The organism is Acidobacteriota bacterium, assembly GCA_009838525.1.
Lineage (GTDB): Bacteria > Acidobacteriota > Vicinamibacteria > Vicinamibacterales > UBA8438 > VXRJ01.
In genome coordinates, this window is record VXRJ01000018.1 from 489,413 (window position 1) to 509,806 (window position 20,394).

Annotated in this window: 16 protein-coding genes; 13 read left to right on the forward strand and 3 right to left on the reverse strand. The window is 66.0% G+C overall.

The features are described 5' to 3' along the window. Window position 1: 1 nt before the first annotated feature. The 10 genes from F4Y45_08065 to F4Y45_08110 all read left to right on the forward strand — a co-directional run bounded on the left by F4Y45_08065 (window position 2) and on the right by F4Y45_08110 (window position 14,145). Window positions 2–2,203: a VWA domain-containing protein gene (locus F4Y45_08065; GenBank protein ID MXY24462.1), complete on the forward strand. Its 2,202-nt coding sequence runs from the start codon at window positions 2–4 to the stop codon at window positions 2,201–2,203. Between the two features lie 7 nt (window positions 2,204–2,210). Beyond that, on the forward strand, window positions 2,211–3,782 hold the full coding sequence (locus F4Y45_08070; protein MXY24463.1) for a methylmalonyl-CoA mutase: 1,572 nt from the start codon (window positions 2,211–2,213) through the stop codon (window positions 3,780–3,782). Window positions 3,783–3,789: 7 nt separating this feature from the next. Then, window positions 3,790–4,209: a cobalamin B12-binding domain-containing protein gene (locus F4Y45_08075; GenBank protein ID MXY24464.1), complete on the forward strand. Its 420-nt coding sequence runs from the start codon at window positions 3,790–3,792 to the stop codon at window positions 4,207–4,209. A 68-nt stretch (window positions 4,210–4,277) separates the two neighbouring features. Continuing rightward, window positions 4,278–5,207 carry a response regulator gene (locus F4Y45_08080; GenBank protein ID MXY24465.1) on the forward strand — a complete coding sequence of 310 codons (930 nt, stop codon included), beginning with the start codon at window positions 4,278–4,280 and terminating at the stop codon, window positions 5,205–5,207. Next, window positions 5,207–7,906: a valine--tRNA ligase gene (locus F4Y45_08085; protein MXY24466.1), complete on the forward strand. Its 2,700-nt coding sequence runs from the start codon at window positions 5,207–5,209 to the stop codon at window positions 7,904–7,906. Before F4Y45_08080 ends, F4Y45_08085 begins: the two co-directional genes overlap by 1 nt. Before the next feature lie 23 nt (window positions 7,907–7,929). Then, the gene (gene nadC / locus F4Y45_08090; protein MXY24467.1) at window positions 7,930–8,829 is read left to right on the forward strand and encodes a carboxylating nicotinate-nucleotide diphosphorylase; all 900 of its coding nucleotides are present in this window, start codon (window positions 7,930–7,932) and stop codon (window positions 8,827–8,829) included. Beyond that, complete coding sequence (locus tag F4Y45_08095) at window positions 8,826–9,632, forward strand: biotin--[acetyl-CoA-carboxylase] ligase (protein MXY24468.1); 807 nt, start codon at window positions 8,826–8,828, stop codon at window positions 9,630–9,632. Before nadC ends, F4Y45_08095 begins: the two co-directional genes overlap by 4 nt. Before the next feature lie 9 nt (window positions 9,633–9,641). Further along, entirely contained in the window at window positions 9,642–10,442 is an 801-nt protein-coding gene (locus tag F4Y45_08100) for a type III pantothenate kinase (GenBank protein ID MXY24469.1), read from the forward strand. After that, complete coding sequence (locus F4Y45_08105; GenBank protein ID MXY24470.1) at window positions 10,439–11,185, forward strand: hypothetical protein; 747 nt, start codon at window positions 10,439–10,441, stop codon at window positions 11,183–11,185. The genes F4Y45_08100 and F4Y45_08105 overlap by 4 nt, the downstream gene beginning before the upstream one ends. Then, window positions 11,155–14,145 (forward strand): TonB-dependent receptor, encoded by a 2,991-nt coding sequence (locus tag F4Y45_08110; GenBank protein ID MXY24471.1) that lies wholly within the window; start codon window positions 11,155–11,157, stop codon window positions 14,143–14,145. Before F4Y45_08105 ends, F4Y45_08110 begins: the two co-directional genes overlap by 31 nt. Here F4Y45_08110 and hpt read toward each other — a convergent pair. The 3 genes from hpt to F4Y45_08125 all read right to left on the reverse strand — a co-directional run bounded on the left by hpt (window position 14,136) and on the right by F4Y45_08125 (window position 17,484). Then, window positions 14,136–14,723, reverse strand: coding sequence for a hypoxanthine phosphoribosyltransferase (gene hpt / locus F4Y45_08115; GenBank protein MXY24472.1), 588 nt, complete (start codon window positions 14,721–14,723; stop codon window positions 14,136–14,138). The two genes, F4Y45_08110 and hpt, sit on opposite strands and share 10 nt — an antisense overlap. Before the next feature lie 41 nt (window positions 14,724–14,764). Further along, window positions 14,765–16,783: an arginine--tRNA ligase gene (locus F4Y45_08120; protein MXY24473.1), complete on the reverse strand. Its 2,019-nt coding sequence runs from the start codon at window positions 16,781–16,783 to the stop codon at window positions 14,765–14,767. A gap of 71 nt (window positions 16,784–16,854) precedes the next feature. After that, window positions 16,855–17,484, reverse strand: a complete 630-nt coding sequence (locus tag F4Y45_08125) for a molybdenum cofactor guanylyltransferase (GenBank protein ID MXY24474.1) — start codon at window positions 17,482–17,484, stop codon at window positions 16,855–16,857. Window positions 17,485–17,561: 77 nt separating this feature from the next. Here F4Y45_08125 and F4Y45_08130 point away from each other — a divergent pair, with 77 nt between their 5' ends. The 3 genes from F4Y45_08130 to F4Y45_08140 are packed head-to-tail and all read left to right on the forward strand — an operon-like array spanning window position 17,562 to window position 20,388. Beyond that, window positions 17,562–18,968: a nodulation protein NfeD gene (locus F4Y45_08130; protein ID MXY24475.1), complete on the forward strand. Its 1,407-nt coding sequence runs from the start codon at window positions 17,562–17,564 to the stop codon at window positions 18,966–18,968. Continuing rightward, on the forward strand, window positions 18,965–19,771 hold the full coding sequence (locus tag F4Y45_08135) for a slipin family protein (GenBank protein ID MXY24476.1): 807 nt from the start codon (window positions 18,965–18,967) through the stop codon (window positions 19,769–19,771). Before F4Y45_08130 ends, F4Y45_08135 begins: the two co-directional genes overlap by 4 nt. Further along, window positions 19,768–20,388 carry an SPOR domain-containing protein gene (locus F4Y45_08140; GenBank protein MXY24477.1) on the forward strand — a complete coding sequence of 207 codons (621 nt, stop codon included), beginning with the start codon at window positions 19,768–19,770 and terminating at the stop codon, window positions 20,386–20,388. Before F4Y45_08135 ends, F4Y45_08140 begins: the two co-directional genes overlap by 4 nt. The last annotated feature ends 6 nt before the right edge of the window (window positions 20,389–20,394 follow it).

Genomic DNA, 20,394 nt, shown 5'->3' on the forward strand with positions numbered 1-20,394 from the left:
GATGGTAACATTGAGGCAAATGACCAGACGCTGGATCGCCGTTGGCGCGGCGTTCGGCCTGGCTCTGGCGCTCACCTCCGGCGGGGCGGCGTGGCAGCAGCGTCAGGAGCCCGCCACCGAGCCGTCCGCGGCCGAACGGGCCGCCGCCGAGACGCAGGCGACCGACCAACGGCCTGACGCCGAGGTCCCGGGGATAGCGGTGGAGCCGGCCGCCGACGGCCAGCCGCTCATCTTCCGGAGTGGCGTCAACTACATCCGGGTCGATGCCTACGTGACGGACGAGGACGGTACGCCGGTCTTCGACCTGACGCAGGATGACTTCGAGGTCTACGAGGATGGAGTCAAACAGGATGTCGACTCCTTCCAGGTGATCCGGATCGACCCGCTCGAAGTGCAGGCCAGCGGAGTGCAGACCGGCGTCGGCGTGACCCGGTCGGACCAGGAACTGGCGGCGTCGCAGCCGGACGTCCGGGTCTTCGTGATCTTTCTCGACGACTACCACGTCCGGGAAGGCAACGGGATCCGTGCCCGCCGCATGCTGGTCGACTTCCTCGAGAACGAGTTGATCCCGACCGACCTGGTAGCCGTGATGTATCCCCTGACCCCGCTCGATTCGGTGGTCCTGACGCGGGATCACGAGGCGATCATCCGCGCGGTCAGCCAGTTCGAAGGGGTGAAGTACGAGTACGAAGCGCGCAACACGTACGAGGCGCGGTACGTCTTCTACCCGACGGAGGTCGTCGAACGGGTGCGCAACGACGTCTCCCTGTCGGCGCTTCGCGGCTTGATGATTCGGCTGGGCGGCCTCCGTGAGGGGCGGAAGTCCGTGCTGCTCGTGAGCGAGGGCTATTCCAACTACGTACCGCCGCAGTTGAGGAGCCAGAACGCGGAGATGCCGGTCGATCCCGGCATCAATCCGGCGCGGTTCGATCCCTTCGCCGGAGACAACTCGTTCGAGGAATCCTTCGCCTTCTTCCGCAGCGCCGAGATCCTGAGCGACCTGCGGTACATCTTCCGGACCGCGAACCGTTTCAACACGTCGATCTACACGGTCGACCCGCGCGGTCTCGCCGTGTTCGAGTTCGACGTGTCGGAGCCTACCGTCAGCTTCAACACGGATCGGCGGCAGTTGCGCGTGACGCAGGATACGCTCCGCATCCTCGCGGAAGAGACCGGTGGGCGGGCCATCGTGAACCAGAATGACCTGCGCCCCGGTCTGGAACGGATGCTGACCGACGCGAACGGCTACTACCTGCTCGGCTACAACTCGGGCGCCGCGCCGACCGACGGTGAGTTCCACGAGATCGAAGTGCGGGTCAGTAATCCTTCCTTGAGGGTGCGAGCGCGACCGGGCTATTGGGCGATCACCGAGCGGGACGTGCAGCGGGCAGAGAGGACCGTCGTCAACGAGCCGCCCCGCGCGGTGGATGTCGCGCTGGATCAGTTGGCCGAACCGCGTCGCGGGCGCCTGGTCCGGACGTGGCTGGGCACGTCGAGAAGTGACGGCAATGGCAAGACGCAGGTGACTTTCGTCTGGGAGCCGACCGATGGACGCGGGCGGCGCGACGAAGCATCGACCGTCCTGCTTACCGCCATGGGTGACGGGGGCGCATACTTCCGCGGCCGGATACCGGAGGAAGGGGCGGGAGAACGCAACTGGGCCACCTTCGAAGTGGAGCCCGGCGAGTTGCAGTTGGGCCTGGCGATCGAGGGGTCGGGGGGAGAGGTGCTCGATCGGGACCGGATCGAGATGGACGTGCCGGACTACACCAACCCGGAAGTGGTCCTGAGTACACCGCTGTTCGTTCGGGCCCGCAACGAACTGGAATACCGCTCGCTCGTCGATGACTGGACCGTGCCCCCCGCCGTGTCCCGCAGCTTCCGCCGCACGGAGCGGATGTTGGTGCGCTTCCAGGCCTACGCGCCGGGAGGCGCCGTCCCCGAAGTGGAAGCCCGTCTGGTGAATCGCGCCGGAGAGACGATCGTGCCACTCGACGTCCTGCAGCCCGGTGCGGCGGGAGCCGATTCGCAGCCGGCATCGGGTGGGCGCGGTGACGCGACGGGGTCTCAGGCGGGACCCAACGCATTCCAGGTGCCGGTGGCCCTCCCGTTCTTGCCGCCCGGCGAGTACCTGATCGAACTCACGGCGACCTTCGGCGACGGAGAGACTACGCATCTCGCCGCGTTCCGGCTTGAGGCCTGACGCGTCGATGTCCACGGCGGAAAAGCCGGTCCCGGCCGCGAACGCAGGCGATCTCGCCGACTTCGACTACGCCAGCGATCTTAACGACCCCGGGCAGTTTCCCTACACGCGCGGCATCCACGAGAGCGGCTATCAGGGCAAGCTCTGGACGATGCGGCAGTTTGCCGGTTTCAGCACCCCGGAGGCGACCAACCGGCGGTACCGCGACCTGCTCGATGCAGGCGGGCAGGGGCTGAGCGTGGCGTTCGACCTGCCGACGTTGATGGGGAGGGACCCGGACCACCCGCTCTCACAAGGAGAGGTGGGGAAGTGCGGCGTTAGCGTCGCGTCGGCGGCCGACATGATGCGCCTGTTCGAGGGCATCCCGCTCGACCGTGTGACCACCTCGATGACAATCAACAGTCCGGCCGCCATGATCTTCGCAATGTACCTGGTAGCGGCCGAGCGCCAGGGGGTTGCCTGGGGAAGCCTCTCGGGAACACTCCAGAACGACATTCTGAAGGAGTACATTGCGCAGAAGGAGTACATCTACCCGCCACGCCCGTCGATGCGCCTGGTGACAGACACCTTCGCCTTCTGCGCCCGGGAAGTGCCTCGCTGGAACACCATTTCCGTAAGCGGCTACCACATCCGTGAGGCCGGAGCCAGCGCACTGCAGGAGCTGGCGTTTACGCTACGGGACGGGATGGAATACGTGCAGCATGGGATCGACGCGGGGCTGGAGGTCGACTCGTTCGCGCCGCGCATCTCGTTCTTCTTCAATGCGCAGAACGACTTCTTCGAGGAGATCGCGAAGTACCGGGCGGCGCGCAAGGTGTGGGGCACGGTAATGCGCGACCGCTACGGGGCGCGGGACGAGCGTTCCTGGAAGCTCCGGTTTCACGCGCAGACGGCGGGCGTGTCGCTTACCGCGCAACAGCCGTACAACAACGTCGTGCGGACCGCGCTGCAAGCGATGGCGGCGGTCTTGGGCGGCGCGAACTCGCTGCACACCAACGCACTTGACGAGGCGCTGGCGCTGCCGACCACGGAAGCGGCCCTGCTCGCGCTCCGGACGCAGCAGATCATTGCGCACGAGAGTGGCGTCACCCAAGCTGTCGATCCGTTGGGTGGGTCCTATTGGCTGGAATCCCTGACTCGGGATCTGGAAGAGGGCGCGTGGGATTACTTCGAGAGGATTGACGCGCGGGGAGGCATGGTGGCGGCGATCGAGCAGGGATATCCCCAGCAGGAGGTCGCCAACAGCGCGTATGCCGCGCAGCAGGCCGTAGAGATGGGCGCGACGAAGGTGGTCGGGGTCAACTCCCACGTCGAGGGGGCGGAGCAGATGACGGTTCGCACGCTCTACATCGATGAGTCGGTAGCGGCGGCGCAGGTTGAGCGACTGGAAGCGATGCGAGTGCGCCGCGACAACGCGGCGTGCGACCGGGCACTCGATGACGTCCGACGCACGGCGGAGGGTACCGGAAACCTGGTGCCACCGCTGATCAGCGCGGTTCGCGCCGACGCCACGCTCGGCGAGTTGTGCGACTCGCTGCGCGACGTATGGGGCGAATGGGAAGAAACGCCACAGGTCTGAGGGAGAGATGACCGTGCGGCGTATTCGTGTCGTCGTGGCGAAGCCGGGCCTCGATGGCCACGATCGCGGCGCAAAGGTAATCGCCCGTGCGTTGCGCGACGCGGGGATGGAGGTGATTTACACGGGACTCCGCCAGACCCCGGAACAGATTGTCGAGACGGCTCTGCAGGAGGATGCCGACGTCATCGGCGTGTCAATCCTCTCGGGCGCGCACAACCACGTTTGCCCCCGCATGACCGCGCTCCTTGCCGACCGGGGTCTGGATGACGTGCTCGTCGTGGCCGGAGGCATCATTCCCGACACCGACATACCCCGTCTCAAGAAGGCGGGCGTGGCTGGTGTGTTCCAGCCTGGTACACCGATGCGGGCCATCATCGACTTCATTCGCGAGAACGTGCGCCCCGTTTCCCGCTCGGAGCCCGGCTGAAACCCCGCGCGGCACCGGGAGCGCGCTGTTGACGCCGCTTCGAGCCTCCCGGTACTCTCCGTCCATTCATGAGCTACAAGCTCCTCCTGGCCGAGGACAGCCTTGCGATCCAGCAGGTTGTGCAGCTCGCGTTCACCGGCGAGGACGTCGATGTCGTCGTGGTGGACGACGGCAACGCGGCCATCGCGGCGATCGAACGCGAGCCGCCCGACATCGTGCTGGCCGATGCCAGTCTGCCCGGCACCGACGGCTACGATCTTGCCGCCTGCATCGGACATCGGGCCGCCGAATCCAGTCTCCCTGTCGTGCTGCTCACCGGCGCGTTCGAGCCGGTGGACCAGGATCGTGCCAACGCGTCCGGCTGTCGCGACATCCTGGTGAAGCCCTTCGTTCCACGCGAGCTTGTGACTCGCGTCATGATGCTGCTCGACCCGGCCTACGTGGCGCCTGCACCCGAAGCGGAAGCTGGAGAAGCTGCTTCGTTCGAATCCGGCGCCGGCGATGCGCGGCGGCCGGAGGGGGGGGCACGGGAGCCGATGCATGTCGGGCCTCAACCGGAGCCGATTCCCGTCCGGTCCGAACCCGCGCCGGAGCCGATCGACGTAACGCCGGTGCCCGACCCTGAACCGGTCGAGTCGGCACCCGCGCCGGAGCCGATCGTTGTGCGCGCCGCGCCGGAACCCCTTGAGATGTCACCGGCGCCGGAGCCGACGGCGCTTGCCCATCGCCCGATCCTCGCGCAGGCGTTCGCCACTTTCCTCGCCGCGGAACGCGAGCTCGCGCCGCGGTCCGGCGGAGTATCCGCGTCGATTGCCAGTGCGTCCGCCATCCCGCCCGACTTTGGCGACTCCGTGAAGCGCGAGCTGACCCGCCGGGTTCGACGCCGGCTGACGAAGGGATTCGTCCGTGACATGGCGGCGCAGGTGGTTGCGAAGACTGTGGATCGGGTCGTGCGCGAGGAGCTGGCCCGCATGAACGTCCGTCCGCCCTCCGAATAATGCGTCAGTTGTCGAAAGCGTTCGAGCACACCGAGGTGGACCCCAAGTGGTACGCCTACTGGGAAGCGATCGGTGCGTTCCGCGCCGACCCGGCGTCGGACAGACCTCCGTTCAGCATGGTGTTGCCCCCTCCCAACGTAACGGGGTGGCTGCATATCGGCCATGCACTCAACCAGACGCTGCATGACGTGATCGCGCGCTGGAAGCGGATGCAGGGCTTCGATGTCCTCTGGCTTCCCGGTACCGACCATGCCGGCATCGCGACACAGAACGTCGTAGAGAAACAGTTGGCAGAGGAAGGCAGATCACGCCACGACCTCGGCCGCGAGGCGTTCGAGAAACGCGTGTGGGACTGGGTCGGCAAGAGCCGCGGCACCATCACCAGCCAGATGCGGAAGCTGGGTGCATCGGTGGACTGGTCACGCGAGCGCTTCACCCTGGACGAGAACCTCTCGCGTGCCGTTCGCCGGGTCTTCGTAACGCTGTACAACGATGACCTCATCTATCGCGCTCCGGCCCTGGTGAGCTGGTGTCCGCGCTGTCGCACCGCGCTTTCCGATCTCGAAGTGGTGCATCACACGACCCGGGGGAAGCTCTGGCACATTCGGTATCCGCATGCCGATGGCGGCGGTTCGGTGACCGTGGCGACTACGCGGCCCGAGACCATGCTGGGTGACACGGCGGTTGCGGTTCACCCGGACGATTCCCGGTACGCGGACCTGATCGGCCGGACCCTCACGCTTCCCGTCATGGGGCGCGCCCTGCCGGTGATCGCCGACACGTTTGTCGACCCCGCCTTCGGGACCGGCGCCGTCAAGGTAACGCCGGCGCACGATCCGAATGACTTCGCCATCGGGGAGCGGCACCGCCTCGAGCGGATCGCGGTAATTGACGAGGATGGACGGATGACCGAGTCCGCCGGACCTTACGCGGGATTGGACCGTTTCGAGGCGCGCTCGGCGCTGGTTGAACGCCTCGGGGCGGACGGCCTGCTCGTTGCAACCGAAGATCACGAGCACGCGGTAGGGCAGTGTCAGCGGTGTGGGACGGTGGTGGAGCCTCTCCTGTCGACGCAGTGGTTCGTTCGCATCGCACCGCTGGCCGAACCTGCGCTCGCCGCAGTCGTCGATGGCGGCACGAAGTTCGTTCCGGATAACTGGACCCGTACGTACAACGATTGGATGACCAATATCCACGACTGGTGCATCTCACGCCAACTCTGGTGGGGCCATCGCATCCCTGCGTGGTACTGCGAGGAGTGCGGCGAGACGCATGTTGCCGAGGAGGCGCCGGCCGCGTGCGGCTGCGGGGGCGCTCTCACGCAGGAGCAGGACGTCCTGGATACCTGGTTTAGTTCGGGCCTGTGGCCATTCAGTACGATGGGTTGGCCGGAAGAGACGGAGGACCTGCGCCGCTACTATCCGACGACCCTGCTGGTGACCGGCCACGACATCATTTTCTTCTGGGTCGCCCGGATGATGATGCTTGGCCTCCGCTTCCGGGGCGACGTGCCGTTCCGTTCGGTCTACGTCACGTCGCTGGTGCGGGACGAACACGGACGGAAGATGAGCAAGTCGAAGGGGAATGTCGTCGATCCGCTCGAAGTAATGGGAACGATTGGCGCCGACGCGTTCCGCTTCACGCTCGCTGCGCTGGCGTCACCGGGGATGGACATTTCGCTCTCCGAGGGGCGCCTGCGGGCCTACCGGCAGTTCATCAACAAGATCTGGAACGCATCGCGGTTTGTCCGGATGCAGTTTCCGGAGGCGAACACGGCCGAACCGGAGTCGGCACGGGCGAGGGGAGGCAGAGGTACTTCCGGTTCGTCAGGTGAACTCCCGCCGGCGGGCTCGCTTGGCCTAATCCACCGCTGGATGCTCCACCGGGTCAGCGAACTCGCGGCCGAAGTGGGTACGGCGCTGGACGACTTCCGTTTCGATGTCGCCGCCGACAGGCTGTATCACGTGTTCTGGCACGAGTACGCCGATTGGTACATCGAGTTGATCAAGCCTGAACTCCAGGCCGGCGGTGAGACGCGTGCCCGGGCCGGAGCAGTCCTGCTGGAAGTTCACGATCGGCTGCTTCGACTGTTGCATCCCTTCATTCCCTTCGTCACGGAGGAGGTATGGCAGGCGCTGCATGCGCCGGTTCCCGACGAACGCCGGACCGTGACCCTCGCGCCATTCCCTGCGCCGGTCGAGGCCTGGCGTGACGACGGCGCCGTCGCTACTATGGCGTTGCTGCAGGATGTCGTCACGACCGTGCGCACCGTCCGTTCCGAATGGAACGTGCCGCCCCGGCGTTCCATCACGGTCCATGCACACGGAGCGGATCGCGGTACCATCAGACGGCTTGGTCCGCATCTGGATCACGTCGAGCGCCTGGCGGGCCTCGAATCCTTCACGTTCGCCGAGGCCGCGCCAGCCCACGATCCGGAGACAGTCCGCCGTGTCGTCCGCGACTTCGAATTGCACATTCCGCTCGCCGGCATCGTTGATCGGGCGCAGGAGGCGGATCGCGTGGGGCGTGAACTGGAGAAGCTGACGAAGCAGCGGAACGGCCTGCGGGCACGCCTCGAGAACCGGTCTTTCCTCGAGCGCGCCGCTCCCGACGTGGTTCAGGAGACACGCGATCAGGAAGCGGCGACCGGCGAGCGCCAACAGAAGCTGGCGCGCATTCTGGCGGAGCTTGCCCCGTGACCGCCAGCACTCCGGAAGCCTCCCTGGCCCACTCGCCGCTCGACGCCTCCGCCTATCGCGATTTGGTCCGCCGCGCGCTCGCCGAAGACCTGGAGGGTGGCGACCTGACCACCCAGGCGACCTTGCGTGAGGACCGGCGCGTGCGTGGCCGGATTTGCGTCGATGGGCCGTGCGTGGTGGCGGGACTGGATGTTGCCTTGGAAGTCTTCCGTCAGCTCGACGCCGATGTCGAGGTCACGGAAGTGCGGCACGCAGATGGCGAACATTGCGTACGGGGGGAGGTCGTGGCAACGCTTGAAGGTCGTGCCGCCGCCCTTCTCGGCGGTGAACGGACGGCGCTCAATTTCCTCCAGCGTCTTTCCGGCATCGCCACGCAGACGCGCCGCTACGCGCAGGCGGCGGGCGGCCGGACCATCATCCTGGACACGCGGAAGACGACGCCGACCTTCCGCGTGCTCGAGAAGTACGCGGTCCGCATCGGCGGTGCCGCGAACCATCGGTTCGGCCTGGGCCACGGGATTCTCATAAAGGACAACCACATCCGCCTGGCCGGCTCGCTGACCGAAGCGGTTTGTCGCGCCCGCTCCGCACTCGATCGGTCGCCGCGGCTCGTCGATCCGGAATCGGAAACCGCGGGACCGCTGGCCGGCCGGATAGAAGTCGAAGTCCAGTCCCTCGTCGAGGTAGATGAGGCCTTGGCGGCAGGCGCCGACATTGTCCTTCTCGACAACCTCGCGCTGAGCGATGCGGCGGAGGCCATTGCGCGTTGCCGGGGCAGGGTCGACACGGAGATCTCCGGCGGCGTGACGCTCGATCGAATCCCGGATCTGGCCGCGCTTGGACCGACGTATGTATCGGTCGGGGCAATTACGCATTCGGTCCGCGCCGCAGACCTCAGTTTCGACATAACGACGCTCCCATGACCGGTCCGGCGCCGTCACTGCCTCCCACGCTTGCGGCGGTTCTTGCGGCGCAGCCGGAAACGGACCCGGCGTCCGTTCGCTATTACCCGGTTCTTGTCTCGACGAACGACACCGCCGCAGAGCTTGCCGCCCTGGGTGCGCCGGACGGGTCGGTCGTCATTGCGGGGCGCCAGACGAGAGGTCGAGGACGTCGTGGCCGGGAATGGCATTCGCCAGAAGGCGTCGGCCTGTATCTCTCGATGATTCTGCGAGGCCGCCAGTCGCCGGTCATCACACTGCTTGCCGGCGTTGCCGTCGCCGAAGCGATCCGCGAGACGACGGGCGTGGCGGTGGACGTGAAGTGGCCGAACGACCTGGTGGCCGCACCGCGCAGCGCGAACAGCTGGCGCAAGGTGGCCGGGATTCTGACCGAGGCGTTGCCCCCCGGCGCCGGTGAGGGCGCCATCGTGGGTATCGGCGTCAACGTCGGCGATACACCGTTTCCATCCCATCTGGCCGGCACCGCCGTGGCGCTCGATCAATGTGTCGGCACGCCGGTCGATCAGGATGCGCTCTGCGCCGGACTCCTCGCGCGGCTGGCTCGTTGGCGGCGGCGCGTCGCCACGGATGGCGCCGCGGAGCTGCTGCATCGCTGGCGCGAGCTGTCGCCCAGCAGCCTCGGTGCCCCCGTTGCCTGGGACGACGGCGCTGGGGCTACCCGTCGCGGGATCACGGCGGGCATTGATGGCGCCGGCGCTCTTCTCGTGAACGTCGACGGCGCCACGGAGCGAGTCGTCGGCGGCGACCTCCGATGGGGCGGTTAGTCTAAGGGCATGCTCCTCGTGATCGACGTCGGGAATACGAACATCGTCTTCGGGATCTTCGACGGCGAGACCCTCGAGGTGAGCTGGCGCCTGACGACCCTTCCCGCACGGACCGCCGATGAGCTCTGGATCCTCGTCAACCGCCTCTTTTCGGAACATGACGTGGACCCGAAACGGTTCGACGGCGTGGCTCTCGCCTCGGTGGTTCCCGTCCTGACGCAGACGGTCGCCGAGATGGTGGCGCGCCGGATCGCGTGTCCCATCCTTGTGGCGGCGGCTGAGAACGCCGGCCTGCCGATCGCCTATGACCAGCCTGCCGACGTCGGGGCAGATCGCCTGGTCAATGCCGTGGCAGCCCTCCGCCGGTACGCCGGGGGCCCGGCCGACATCCGGCGGCCGATCATCGTCGTCGACTTCGGCACGGCTACGACGTTCGACGTCATTTCGTCCGCCGGTGAGTACCAGGGTGGCGTGATCTGTCCCGGCGTCGAGATTTCGGCGGACGCGCTGTTTCAGCGTGCCGCCCGGCTGCCACGGGTGGACGTACGGAAGCCGGCGGAGGTGATCGGCCGGAGCACGGTTGCCTCGATGCAGTCCGGTCTCTTCTACGGCTACGTCGCGATGGTGGAGGGCATCGTCAAACGATTGCGCGATGAACTGGGGAACGACGCAGTTCCGATCTGTGTCGGGACCGGCGGCCTGGCTGGCGCGGTCGCTTCCGAGACGACCGTGATCGACGCAGTAGAACCCGACCTGACGCTGATCGGCCTGCGCTATGTCTGGGAAGAGCACGGAGGCGCCGGCGCGTGATGGACGCCGGGGCGTACTGCCGTGCTGTCGAATCGTACCTCTGCGGCAAGAACGACGGCCACCTGATCCGAATCGTCGGACCGGCATTCGAAATGGTCTGCGCCTGGGCGGATGCGGGCGTCCCATTGAGCGTCGTGCGCCGCGGCATCGATCAGCGCTACTCCCGTTACCACGCCAGGGGTCCGCGGCGGTATCCGCTCCGGATCGAGTTCTGTGAAGCCGACATATTCACGCTTTTCGACGACTGGAAACGGGCGGTGCACGTTTCCAGTGCAGGCACGGCGGAGGTTGGCGCATCATCCGAAACACCGGCGCCGGGTGCGAGTCCTGCAGGGCGGGGAACCCGCCGACGGCGCCGGTCGCTTGCCGACCACCTCGATTACCTGGCGACCGTTCTGGCAGGCTGGACGTCGCCGGCGGCGGACGCCAGCCCCGTGCTCGACCAGGCGATTTCCCGAGCTCGGAACGTCGTCGATACCGCGCGTCCCGGCGCCGCCGCCCTCCGGGGCGCGCCGCGCCAGACACTGGTTGAACGCCTTGCGGGGCTCGAGCACACACTCACGGAGGCAGCCCGGGAAGACACCGACGCGGCGACTGCGGCCAGGCTCCGGACGGAGGCGGTCGACTCACTCGCTCCGTTTCGGGAACGAATGCGCCCCGACGCCTTCGCCGCGGCCGTTGACACCGCGACGGACCGTTTGCTGGCCGACCACTGGCGCCTCCCACGCGTGACCTACGACTAGGATGGCAGCTGACCACTGCGAGCCTGCTCCAATGGGCTCTCGCGCATGAAACCAGGAGAGTGAAGTTGCGAAGAACCGAGTGTGTCCACCGGGCGCGTGGCGCCCTGCTGTTGATTGTGTGGTTCGCAGCGCCGGGATATGCCCAGGTCTCGGGTGAAATCGAAGGAAGCGTCGTGGACGCTCAGGGGCTCGCGGTGCCGGGCGTCACCGTGACGCTGTCCGGCGAGGCCCTGATCGCGCCGCAGGCGGCGGTGACCCTGACGGACGGGTCGTACCGCTTCCGGGCGCTGGGGCGCGGCGACTACGAACTCACGTTTGCCCTGCTCGGATTCCGAACCGTCGTACGCGAGGACGTCATCGTGGAAGGAAACCGCGCGATCCGCATCGACGCCGCGCTGGAGTTGGTCGAGGTGGCCGAGACGATCACGGTGACGGGCGATTCCCCGGTAGTGGATATCAAGACAACCGCGCTGGTGAACGACTTTGGTGTAGGCGAACTACAGGAAGTCCCGTCCGCGACGGACGTCTGGTCAGTGCTGGGGCAAACGGCCGGCGTTCGGATGCGGGGGTTCGACGTTGGTGGCTCGCACAAGAGCCAGCAGACCGAGTACGAGAGCTTCGGCGTGCGCAACCAGAACCGCGTCCTGGCTGACGGTGTTGATACCACCGAGGGCGAAGGCGGAACCGGGTTCTACTTTGACTATTACTCAATCGAGGAATTCGCGACCACGGCGGCGGGCAACGACGTGGAAATGACCGCGCCCGGCTCGCTCGTCATGATGACGATGAAGAGTGGGGGCAATGATTTCAGCGGGTTGTTCCACGGCGACTTCGAGGACGAACGCTTCGTCGGGGACAACAGCGACGCGGACCTTGCCGCGCGCGGCTACACCGGCAACCCGAACCTGCTGTTCTTCGAAACGCATGCCGATCTGGGCGGACCCATCCTGCGCGACAGGGCGTGGTTCTATGGCTTCTACAACCATTTCCGCATCGACAAGGCGGTTTCGGGCGTGGATCGCGCGATCGCAACCGATCTCGGCGATTTCGATTCGTTCGGGGGCAAGGCGACGTTTCGTCTGACTGATGGCGACCGGCTGATCGGCTACACGAACTGGGGGCTGAAGGAGAAACCAAAGCGTGGCCTTTCCACCGATGTCGGTCCCGACTCGGTGCTCGCCCAGGCCAGTTGGAGTTGGGCGCACAAGGTGGAGTGGCAGCGCGTCTGGAACGACCGCACGTTCATGACCGCCGCCGGCAAGCATTTCGGATTCGGCTGGCCGATGGTGCCGCAGGTTGATCCCGGCGGGCAGCCTCCACGTCTCGACACCGCCACCGGCCGTCTGAGCGGCGCCGGGTGGTTTCCCGGCGCCAATGGGTCACCGCCGTTCACGTTCGTCCGGTGGAAACCGCAGGGCACCGTCAAACTCAACCACTACGCACCCGATCTGGGTGGCAGCCATGACTTCAAGGTGGGCTACGAGTTCCAGATTGACAGCAGCCGGTTCGGATCGAACGCCAACTCCGGACACATCCGTTACCTCGACGACAGCACGAACGGCCGACCGTTCCATGTGGACCGGATCATGCTCTTCAGCATGCCGGCCGAGGGAGAAATAGCCGCGGACAACCGGAACCGGCACCACGCCCTGTTCGTGCAGGACACATGGCGGCCCTCGGACTGGCTCTCGTTGAACCTCGGCGTTCGCTACGAGCAGCAGCACACCTACTATCTCGATTCGGTTTCCGGTCCATTCTTCGCCGAGTTCTTTCCGTCCGGAACCACCGAGGGAAGGACAAACGTGGTCTGGAATACCTGGGCGCCGCGCCTCGGTGTCACGTTCGCGCTGGCGCCGGGTACGGTGATGAAGGGACACTACGGCCGCTACTACGTGAACCTGGCCGATGCGCACGCGGGAGCCAATCCTGCCAGCACGGCGTGGATCCGGTACGCGTTCCTCGATGGGAACGCCAACGGAATCTATGACGGTCCCGGCGAACTGGGCGCCAAGCTGGACGAGCAGGGGGCCACCGGTACGGTTTCCGGAGGAGAGGGCACGCCGATCGATCCCGGGTTGCCGCCGGAGTACGTCGACGAGCTGAATCTATCCCTGGAGCACGAGCTGGCCTCGAACACGTCGCTGCGGTTTTCCTACGTCCGCAAGGACCTGAGCGGTGACAGCGGAATCTGGAACGCCCCGCAGCAGACCGCGCTGTCGGCCGGGCAGGGCATCGCGTGCACGGCGGATCCCGACTGGAACTGCCCCATGAGTGCAGTGACTGGCGCACCGCTCAACGTGCAACGCGTGCCGGACGAGGTGGCGGGTGTCGTGGATAACCGGATCGCCGCGTTTCCCGGCATCGGCGCGTCCTACGATACCGTGCAGGTGGCGCTCGACCGGCGATTTGCCCGTGGATTCCTGCTGCAGGCGAGCTTCGACTACCAGTGGCGAGACGAGTTTCGCTCGGCGTCCGGTGAAGTGCGGAGCCCGCTCTATTCGGATCCTCTTGTCGTCGGCTCCGGGGGGCACGGCCGGATCTGGCAGAACCACAGCCTCGATGTTGCCGCACGGCAGGCCACAACGAACTGGGGGGCGCGTCTGCTGGCGCGCTACACGCTGCCCGGTGAAGTCGGCCTCTCCGCCAATGTCAGACACCAGAGCGGTTGGCCGTACGCCCTGATTCAGCGCGTGGACGTTCCGGGCACCGGTACCAGCCTGCCTGTCTTTCTGAGCGACCTGTCCGAGAACCGGTCCGAGAACGTGACGATTGTGGACGTTCGCCTGGACAAGGCGCTTGCCCTCGGGGAGCGCAGCCGCCTGACGCTGATGTTGGACGTGTACAACCTCATGAACTCCAACGCGGTGACCAACTTCTCACTTCGCACGGGAGACGACGGACGCGTTATCGCCGCACTCGATCCGGTTGCGGTGAAATTGGGCGTACGGGTTCAGTTCTGACCGCGGTCCGTCGCGGCGTCCGTCGGGAGGTCGCCGGCGGTTGGCTGATTGTCATCGAGCCTGGCGATATAGGGAAGGTGGCGGTACTGCTCCGCGTGGTCCAGTCCGTAGCCGACGACGAATACATCGTCGACGGAAAACCCGACGAACTCGACCGGCACGTGACAGCGGCGCCGCGCCGGCTTGTCCAGAAGACAGGCGGCGCGGAGTCGTACCGGTTGCTGATCCTCCAGGTGGTTCCGAATCGCGCGCAGGGTCAGGCCACTGTCGACAATGTCGTCGACAACCACGACGTAGCGTCCGTGGACATCACGCGGCACGAGACTCCAGAGCACCTCGCCGGACGTAACGGTCCGATTCCCGTAGCTGGAGCAACGGACGAAATCAACCGTGACCGGCCTCGACAGCGCACGCACCAGATCGGCGAGAAACACGAACCCGCCGGTCAGCACTCCTACGAGATGGACGGTCTCGCCGGGAGGCGCGTCGTTTTCGATGGCCGTCGCGATCTCCCTCACGCGGTAGCGGATTTGATCCGCGGAGAAAAGAAGCGTGTGTGGCGCGGCTGCAGGAGCCATTGCGCGGGCAGGGTACTACATGGCGGGAGCGGGCCGTGCCGCTACATGCGTGGGGGGACTTCGCAACCCATCAGGGAGAGAGCCCTCGTCAACTGGTTGCGCACGTGAAGTACCGCGGCGGCGCGCCAGAGTCTGGTGGCTCGATCGGATTCGGCGACGACCGGAGCGCGGTGGTAGAAGGCGTTGAACTGCTGGGCCAGGTTGAATGCGTACTTCGCCAGTACCGACAGCTCGAGTGAGCGGATCGATTGATCGGCGACCTCGTCCAGTCGCGAGGCTTCGAGGATGAGCGACCAGGTCTCTGACTCCGGATCCGTAGTCAATGGCGTATCGGACAGATCGTTCAGGGCGGCAACCAGGGCCTTCTCGTCCGTCCCCTCCGCGTCGGCCAGCTTGCGCAGGATGTTCGTCGCGCGAACGGCAGCGTACTGCAGGTAGGGTCCGCTCTCTCCCTCGAAGCTCAGCGCTTCGTCGATGTCGAACGCGATCAGCTTGCCGCGCGAGTACTTGATCATGAAATAGCGGATCGCCGCGCAGGCAATGATGCCGGCGATCCGGTTCGTCTCGGCCGGATCCTGGGCCAGATCGTCGTGACGCGCCGCTACTTCGCTGCGTGCGGCGTCGGCAAGACGGTCGAGGAGATCGTCCGCTTTGACTCCTAGACCCTTGCGACCGGACACCTCGACGACACGCTGATTCGCATCGGCCCCGATCGCAAAACCGAGCGCCTCGGCGGTCTGTCGGGAAAGGGCGACCATTTCGTACGAGACGTGAGTCGAGCGCGCCGCCTCCTGCGGCCGCCCGGCGGCGTCGAGTGCCTGAGCGAGAAGCTGCTGCAGGTACGACTGGCGCGTATCGATCACGTTGTAGACGCTCGACGCGCTGCCGAAACGAATCTCCGGCTGTCGCGCGCCTCCAGCCGCGCCCGAGGCGTTGGATGTCGTTGTCCAGAGCGGATGGCCGGATCGCTGGATGCTGTGCGGCGCGTAGCGGAAGTCGCAGCCCAGGAGGCCGAATTTCCAGAACTGGTACGCGATGTCCTTGCCGACGTAGGTGACGGTGCTATTGGAGCGGACGATGACCTTCGTTGAGGACTTCGGTCCGCTTCGCTCTCCGGCCTCAGCGCCGTCTTCGATTGGCATCACCCAGCAGCCGGCCTGGGGCCCGGACTCTGCGAGGTGGATCGCCCCTGCCTTCTGCAGTACTTCGAATGCTCGCGCCCAGAAACGCAGGTGCAGGATGTCGCTTTCGCGGGTTAGCAGGTCGTACTCGATGTTCATCCGGGCCAGCGTCGCAAGGTGGCATCGGACGATCCGGTCGGCGATGAGTGCGCCGAGCGCGGCGGACGGGTCTGAGCCGTGCTCGAGGTCGTGCAGCGTGCGTGTGCGGTGTTCGAGGCGCGTCTCGTCCTCGTGGTACCAACGAGTCACGGCGGCGTAGAGGTCCCAGCAGTAGTGATCGAACCGCGGTTGATCGGCGAGCGCGGCGACGTCGTCGCAGGACATCCGCTCGAGCTGCTCGAAGCCGACCACGACGTCCGCTACCTGGACGCCGGTGTCATCGATGTAGTTCTGCACTTCCACGGGGAGGTCGAGGAAGCGGAGCACGCGAGCAAGTGTGTCGCCGAGGGCGGCATTGCGCAGATGACCGATGTGCGCCGCCTTGTTGGGGTTGATGGCGGTGTGTTCCACGATCGCTTTGCCCCGGGTCGGTGTCGAGACCACCGAGGCGCGGTCGGCGCCGGGGTCGGGCGAGAACAGGCGCCGGGTGAATGCCGCGCGGCGCAGGAAGATGTTGACGTAGCCGTTGGGTGCCGCAACGACATCCGAAATGCCGTCGATACTTCCCAAGGCGTCGATCAGCTCGGCCGCGATGGTCTTGGGCGCCTTGCGCAGGGTCCGCGCGAGTTCGAAGGCGACAGTGATCCCGAGGTCGCCCATCGCGCGCCGCGGCGGCGACTGGACAACGATGTCCGGCAGTTGGTCCGGCGCGAGTCCATAGAGCTTGACGAGCGCGTCGCGAACGCGTGACCGCAACTCCTGATGGACCGGGAGGATCATGCGAGGTGTCCCTGAACTCTAGCAGCCCGTGGTGAAACCCCGCGCATCGCCGCTAGAAGGTAGCGGGGGTCTCACCACGGGCTGTCAAGACTATCGGTGCGATAGGCGTCGATGGCCAGCGCCCGGGAATAGTCGGCCGGCGTATTGATGTTGAAGAGCAGCGCGCCATCCTCGTCGTAGGTTGCCAGTTCGACTTCCGTCAGAACGCGCGTCCGCAGGTCGTCCAGCAGAGCGCTCGTCTTGAGCGCACCGCGCTGGATGCGCTCTTCGATCCGGCCAAGGCACGATCTGCGGTAACAGCCACACAGTGGCTGCCATCCATCGCCGGTGCGGGGCACCACGGCATCGACCGCCGCGTCGCCCGTCCCCAGCGCGAGCAGGTGGGCGAGGAACGGGCCGGACAGGAACGGCATGTCGCCGGCCACAACCAGCGTGCAGGGTGAGGTCGACACCGACAACGCCGTGTGCAGGCCGCCAAGCGGGCCCGCGTGCGGGATGCGGTCGCTGACTACGCGGGCGTTGCCGGAAGAAAACGGCTCGGGTTCCGATGTGCCAAGAACAACGACGACATTGTCGGCGACAGAACCGAGAACCCGCAGCAGGCGGTCGATGATCCGTTGCCGTCCGAGCGGGAGCAGCGGCTTGACGTGGCCGCCGAACCGGCGCGCCTGCCCGCCGGCGAGAATGGCGGCCGTCGACATGGACGCGGCAAGTGTATGCGATAATCAAATGCCGTTTCAGGCGAGGGACAGCGCGCCAGCTTGCGCGATAATGGATCATGTCACTCAGGCATGCCCGCCGCCGAATCCGTCCGGGCCTTTGGCTAACCCTCATCAGTTGGGGCCTCCTGCTCGCGGGCGCCATCGCCCATCCCTTTCTGCAGGCGCAGGAACCAGAAGGGAATACGAGTGAAGGAAACGGTGACAGCGCTCGCCGTACCGACCGCGCGCTCGTTTACGCGGCTGACGTCGACGCGCTGATACATCCGGTCTCCGCCGAGTTCATCGCGCAGACGATCGAGAAGGCGGATGCCGATAGTGCCGACTTTGTTGTCCTGACGCTTCGCACACCAGGTGGCCTTGTCGACTCCACACGCGAGATCAATCAATCGATCATCGAGGCGGATACGCCGGTTGCCGTCTGGGTAGGTCCCAGCGGAGCGCGCGCCGCATCGGCGGGTTTCCTCATCACGATTGCGGCCGATATCGCGGCCATGGCGCCCGGCACACACATCGGCGCCGCACATCCGGTCTCCGGCACTGGCGAGGCGATGGACGAAACGGCGGCCGAGAAGGCAGCTTCCGATGTTGCCGCGTACGCCCGGTCCCTAGCCAGCCGTCGCGGACGGAATATCTCGCTGGCGGAGGAGGCGGTTACCGAGAGCCGGTCGTTCACGGAAGAAGAAGCGCTGGAGGCGGACCCACCGCTTATCGATCTGATCGCTGACGATGTCGACGATCTGATCGCTCAGCTCGAGGGCCGCGACATTCGCCGGTGGGATGGCACGTCCGTTGTAGTCCAGCTCGATGGCGCCGACATCCAGCCGGTCGAAATGACCTGGCGGCAGAGGCTCCTCAGCGCGGTGGCGCATCCGCAGATTGCCGTGCTGCTGTTCAGCCTCGGCAGCCTTGGCCTGACCATCGAGCTGTGGAATCCCGGCAGTATTGTGCCGGGTGTCGTGGGTGGTCTTTGTCTCTTGCTGGCGTTCTTCGCGTTTCAGATCCTGCCCACGAATTATGTCGGCCTCTTATTGATCGCATTCGGATTGCTGCTTCTCGTAGCCGAGATGTTTACGCCGACGTTCGGCATTCTCGCGACCGGCGGCCTCGTCAGCATGCTGATGGGGGGATTGCTGCTGTTCGACTCCGAACTGCCGGAGCTGCAGCTCGGATGGCCCTTCCTGTTGGGCACGATGCTGGCGCTGGGGTTCATAACCGCCGCGTTGGCGCACCTGGGGATTCGAGCCCACCGGATGCGCGCGGTGACGGGCCGCTCCGGTATGATCGACTCGCCGGGGCGGGCGCTCGGGCCTATCCCGGCTGGCGGGTCGGGTCGTGTGGAAACGCACGGCGAGATCTGGACGGCGGTTGCCGATGACCCGATAGGTGACGGTGATGCCGTGCGGGTTGTCGCGGTCGAGGGGATGACGTTGCGGGTCGAGCGGGCGGGAGCGAAGAAACCATGAACATCGGACCGGAACTGATCTTTCTTGTCGTCGTCCTGCTGTACCTGGCGAACTCGGTCAAGATCCTCAACGAGTACGAGCGGGCGGTCATCTTCCGGTTCGGCAAGCTCTATCCCAGGTCGAAGGGACCGGGCGTCATCCTGGTCTTTGCCCCTATCGATCGGATGGTGCGTGTCAGCCTGCGAACCATCGTCATGGATGTGCCGCCGCAGGACGTCATCACGAAGGACAACGTCTCGGTCAAGGTGAACGCGGTGGTCTACTTCCGCGTGATGGATCCGCAGCGTTCCGTCGTCGAGGTGGAGAACTTCCACTACGCGACTTCGCAGCTTGCCCAGACGACATTGCGCAGCGTGCTCGGCCAGGTCGAACTCGACGGACTGCTGTCGGAACGAGAATCGCTCAATCAGCAGCTGCAGCAGATTCTCGACACCCACACCGACCCATGGGGCGTAAAGGTGTCGTCGGTCGAAGTGAAGCATGTCGATCTGCCGGTTGACATGCAGCGCGCCATGGCCCGCCAGGCGGAGGCTGAGCGCGAGAAGCGGGCGAAGATCATCCACGCGGAGGGTGAGTACATCGCGTCGGAGAAGCTGTCGGAAGCGGCGGGGATCATGTCGCGCCAGCCGCTGGCGCCCGTCCTTCGCTACCTGCAGACACTGACCGAGATAGCGGGCGAAAAGAACTCTACGATCGTCTTCCCGATGCCGATGGACCTGCCAGGCATGCTGGGTAGCCTTGGCGGCGGCGCCGCTGGTGGCGCCAGGACGCCAGCCGAAGGCAAGACGGACAAGCCCGCGTGACGAGCGGACCACACGCCCAGGTTCGTCTCAGCCCCAAGCAGGTGGTTTTTCTCTTCGTGGTAACCGCCGTGGTTGGGGTACTCGTCTTCCTGTGCGGAGTATTGGTCGGTCGGGGAGTTCCGCTCGCGCAGATGCTGAGCGGCGAGCTTGACAATGTACGAACGGCCGCGTTCGACGCCAGCGAACCACCGGCTGTCGTCAGCACACCCCGACGGGAGCCCGCTACCGCGGCGCTGGCCGGCGCGGACCTGACGTACCCGGAGCGACTCGGCGGACCGTTCACAGCCGTCCGGGATGCGCTCGGCGCCTTGCCGGCTGCGTCCCGGGAACGGGCGCCAGCGGATGGTCCTTCTCCGACACAGCCGATCATTACCCCGGTACGGGAGAGTGGTTACGCGCTGCAGGTGTCGGCCTTACGGGATCGAACCGCCGCGGAGCAGCTGGCGAAGCGACTGACCGAGAGGGGCTACCCGGCGTTCGTCGCGATTCCATTGGAGTCCGCACCCATCGCGATGTTCACCGTGCGCGTTGGGCCGTTCGCCGACCGGCCGGAGGCCGAGCAGGTCCTTGAACGACTCGAAAGCGAGGACGCGTTCAGTCCCTGGATCACGCGCTAGGAGCCT

Coding starts and splice junctions, on each gene's coding strand:
- F4Y45_08075 (MXY24464.1), top strand. CDS start 3,790: ATGACCGTGCGGCGTATTCGTGTCGTCGTGGCGAAGCCGGGCCTCGAT.
- F4Y45_08135 (MXY24476.1), top strand. CDS start 18,965: ATGAACATCGGACCGGAACTGATCTTTCTTGTCGTCGTCCTGCTGTAC.
- hpt (MXY24472.1), bottom strand. CDS start 14,723: ATGGCTCCTGCAGCCGCGCCACACACGCTTCTTTTCTCCGCGGATCAA.
- F4Y45_08120 (MXY24473.1), bottom strand. CDS start 16,783: ATGATCCTCCCGGTCCATCAGGAGTTGCGGTCACGCGTTCGCGACGCG.
- F4Y45_08065 (MXY24462.1), top strand. CDS start 2: ATGGTAACATTGAGGCAAATGACCAGACGCTGGATCGCCGTTGGCGCG.
- F4Y45_08095 (MXY24468.1), top strand. CDS start 8,826: ATGACCGGTCCGGCGCCGTCACTGCCTCCCACGCTTGCGGCGGTTCTT.
- F4Y45_08130 (MXY24475.1), top strand. CDS start 17,562: ATGTCACTCAGGCATGCCCGCCGCCGAATCCGTCCGGGCCTTTGGCTA.
- F4Y45_08100 (MXY24469.1), top strand. CDS start 9,642: ATGCTCCTCGTGATCGACGTCGGGAATACGAACATCGTCTTCGGGATC.
- F4Y45_08085 (MXY24466.1), top strand. CDS start 5,207: ATGCGTCAGTTGTCGAAAGCGTTCGAGCACACCGAGGTGGACCCCAAG.
- F4Y45_08125 (MXY24474.1), bottom strand. CDS start 17,484: ATGTCGACGGCCGCCATTCTCGCCGGCGGGCAGGCGCGCCGGTTCGGC.
- F4Y45_08080 (MXY24465.1), top strand. CDS start 4,278: ATGAGCTACAAGCTCCTCCTGGCCGAGGACAGCCTTGCGATCCAGCAG.
- F4Y45_08070 (MXY24463.1), top strand. CDS start 2,211: ATGTCCACGGCGGAAAAGCCGGTCCCGGCCGCGAACGCAGGCGATCTC.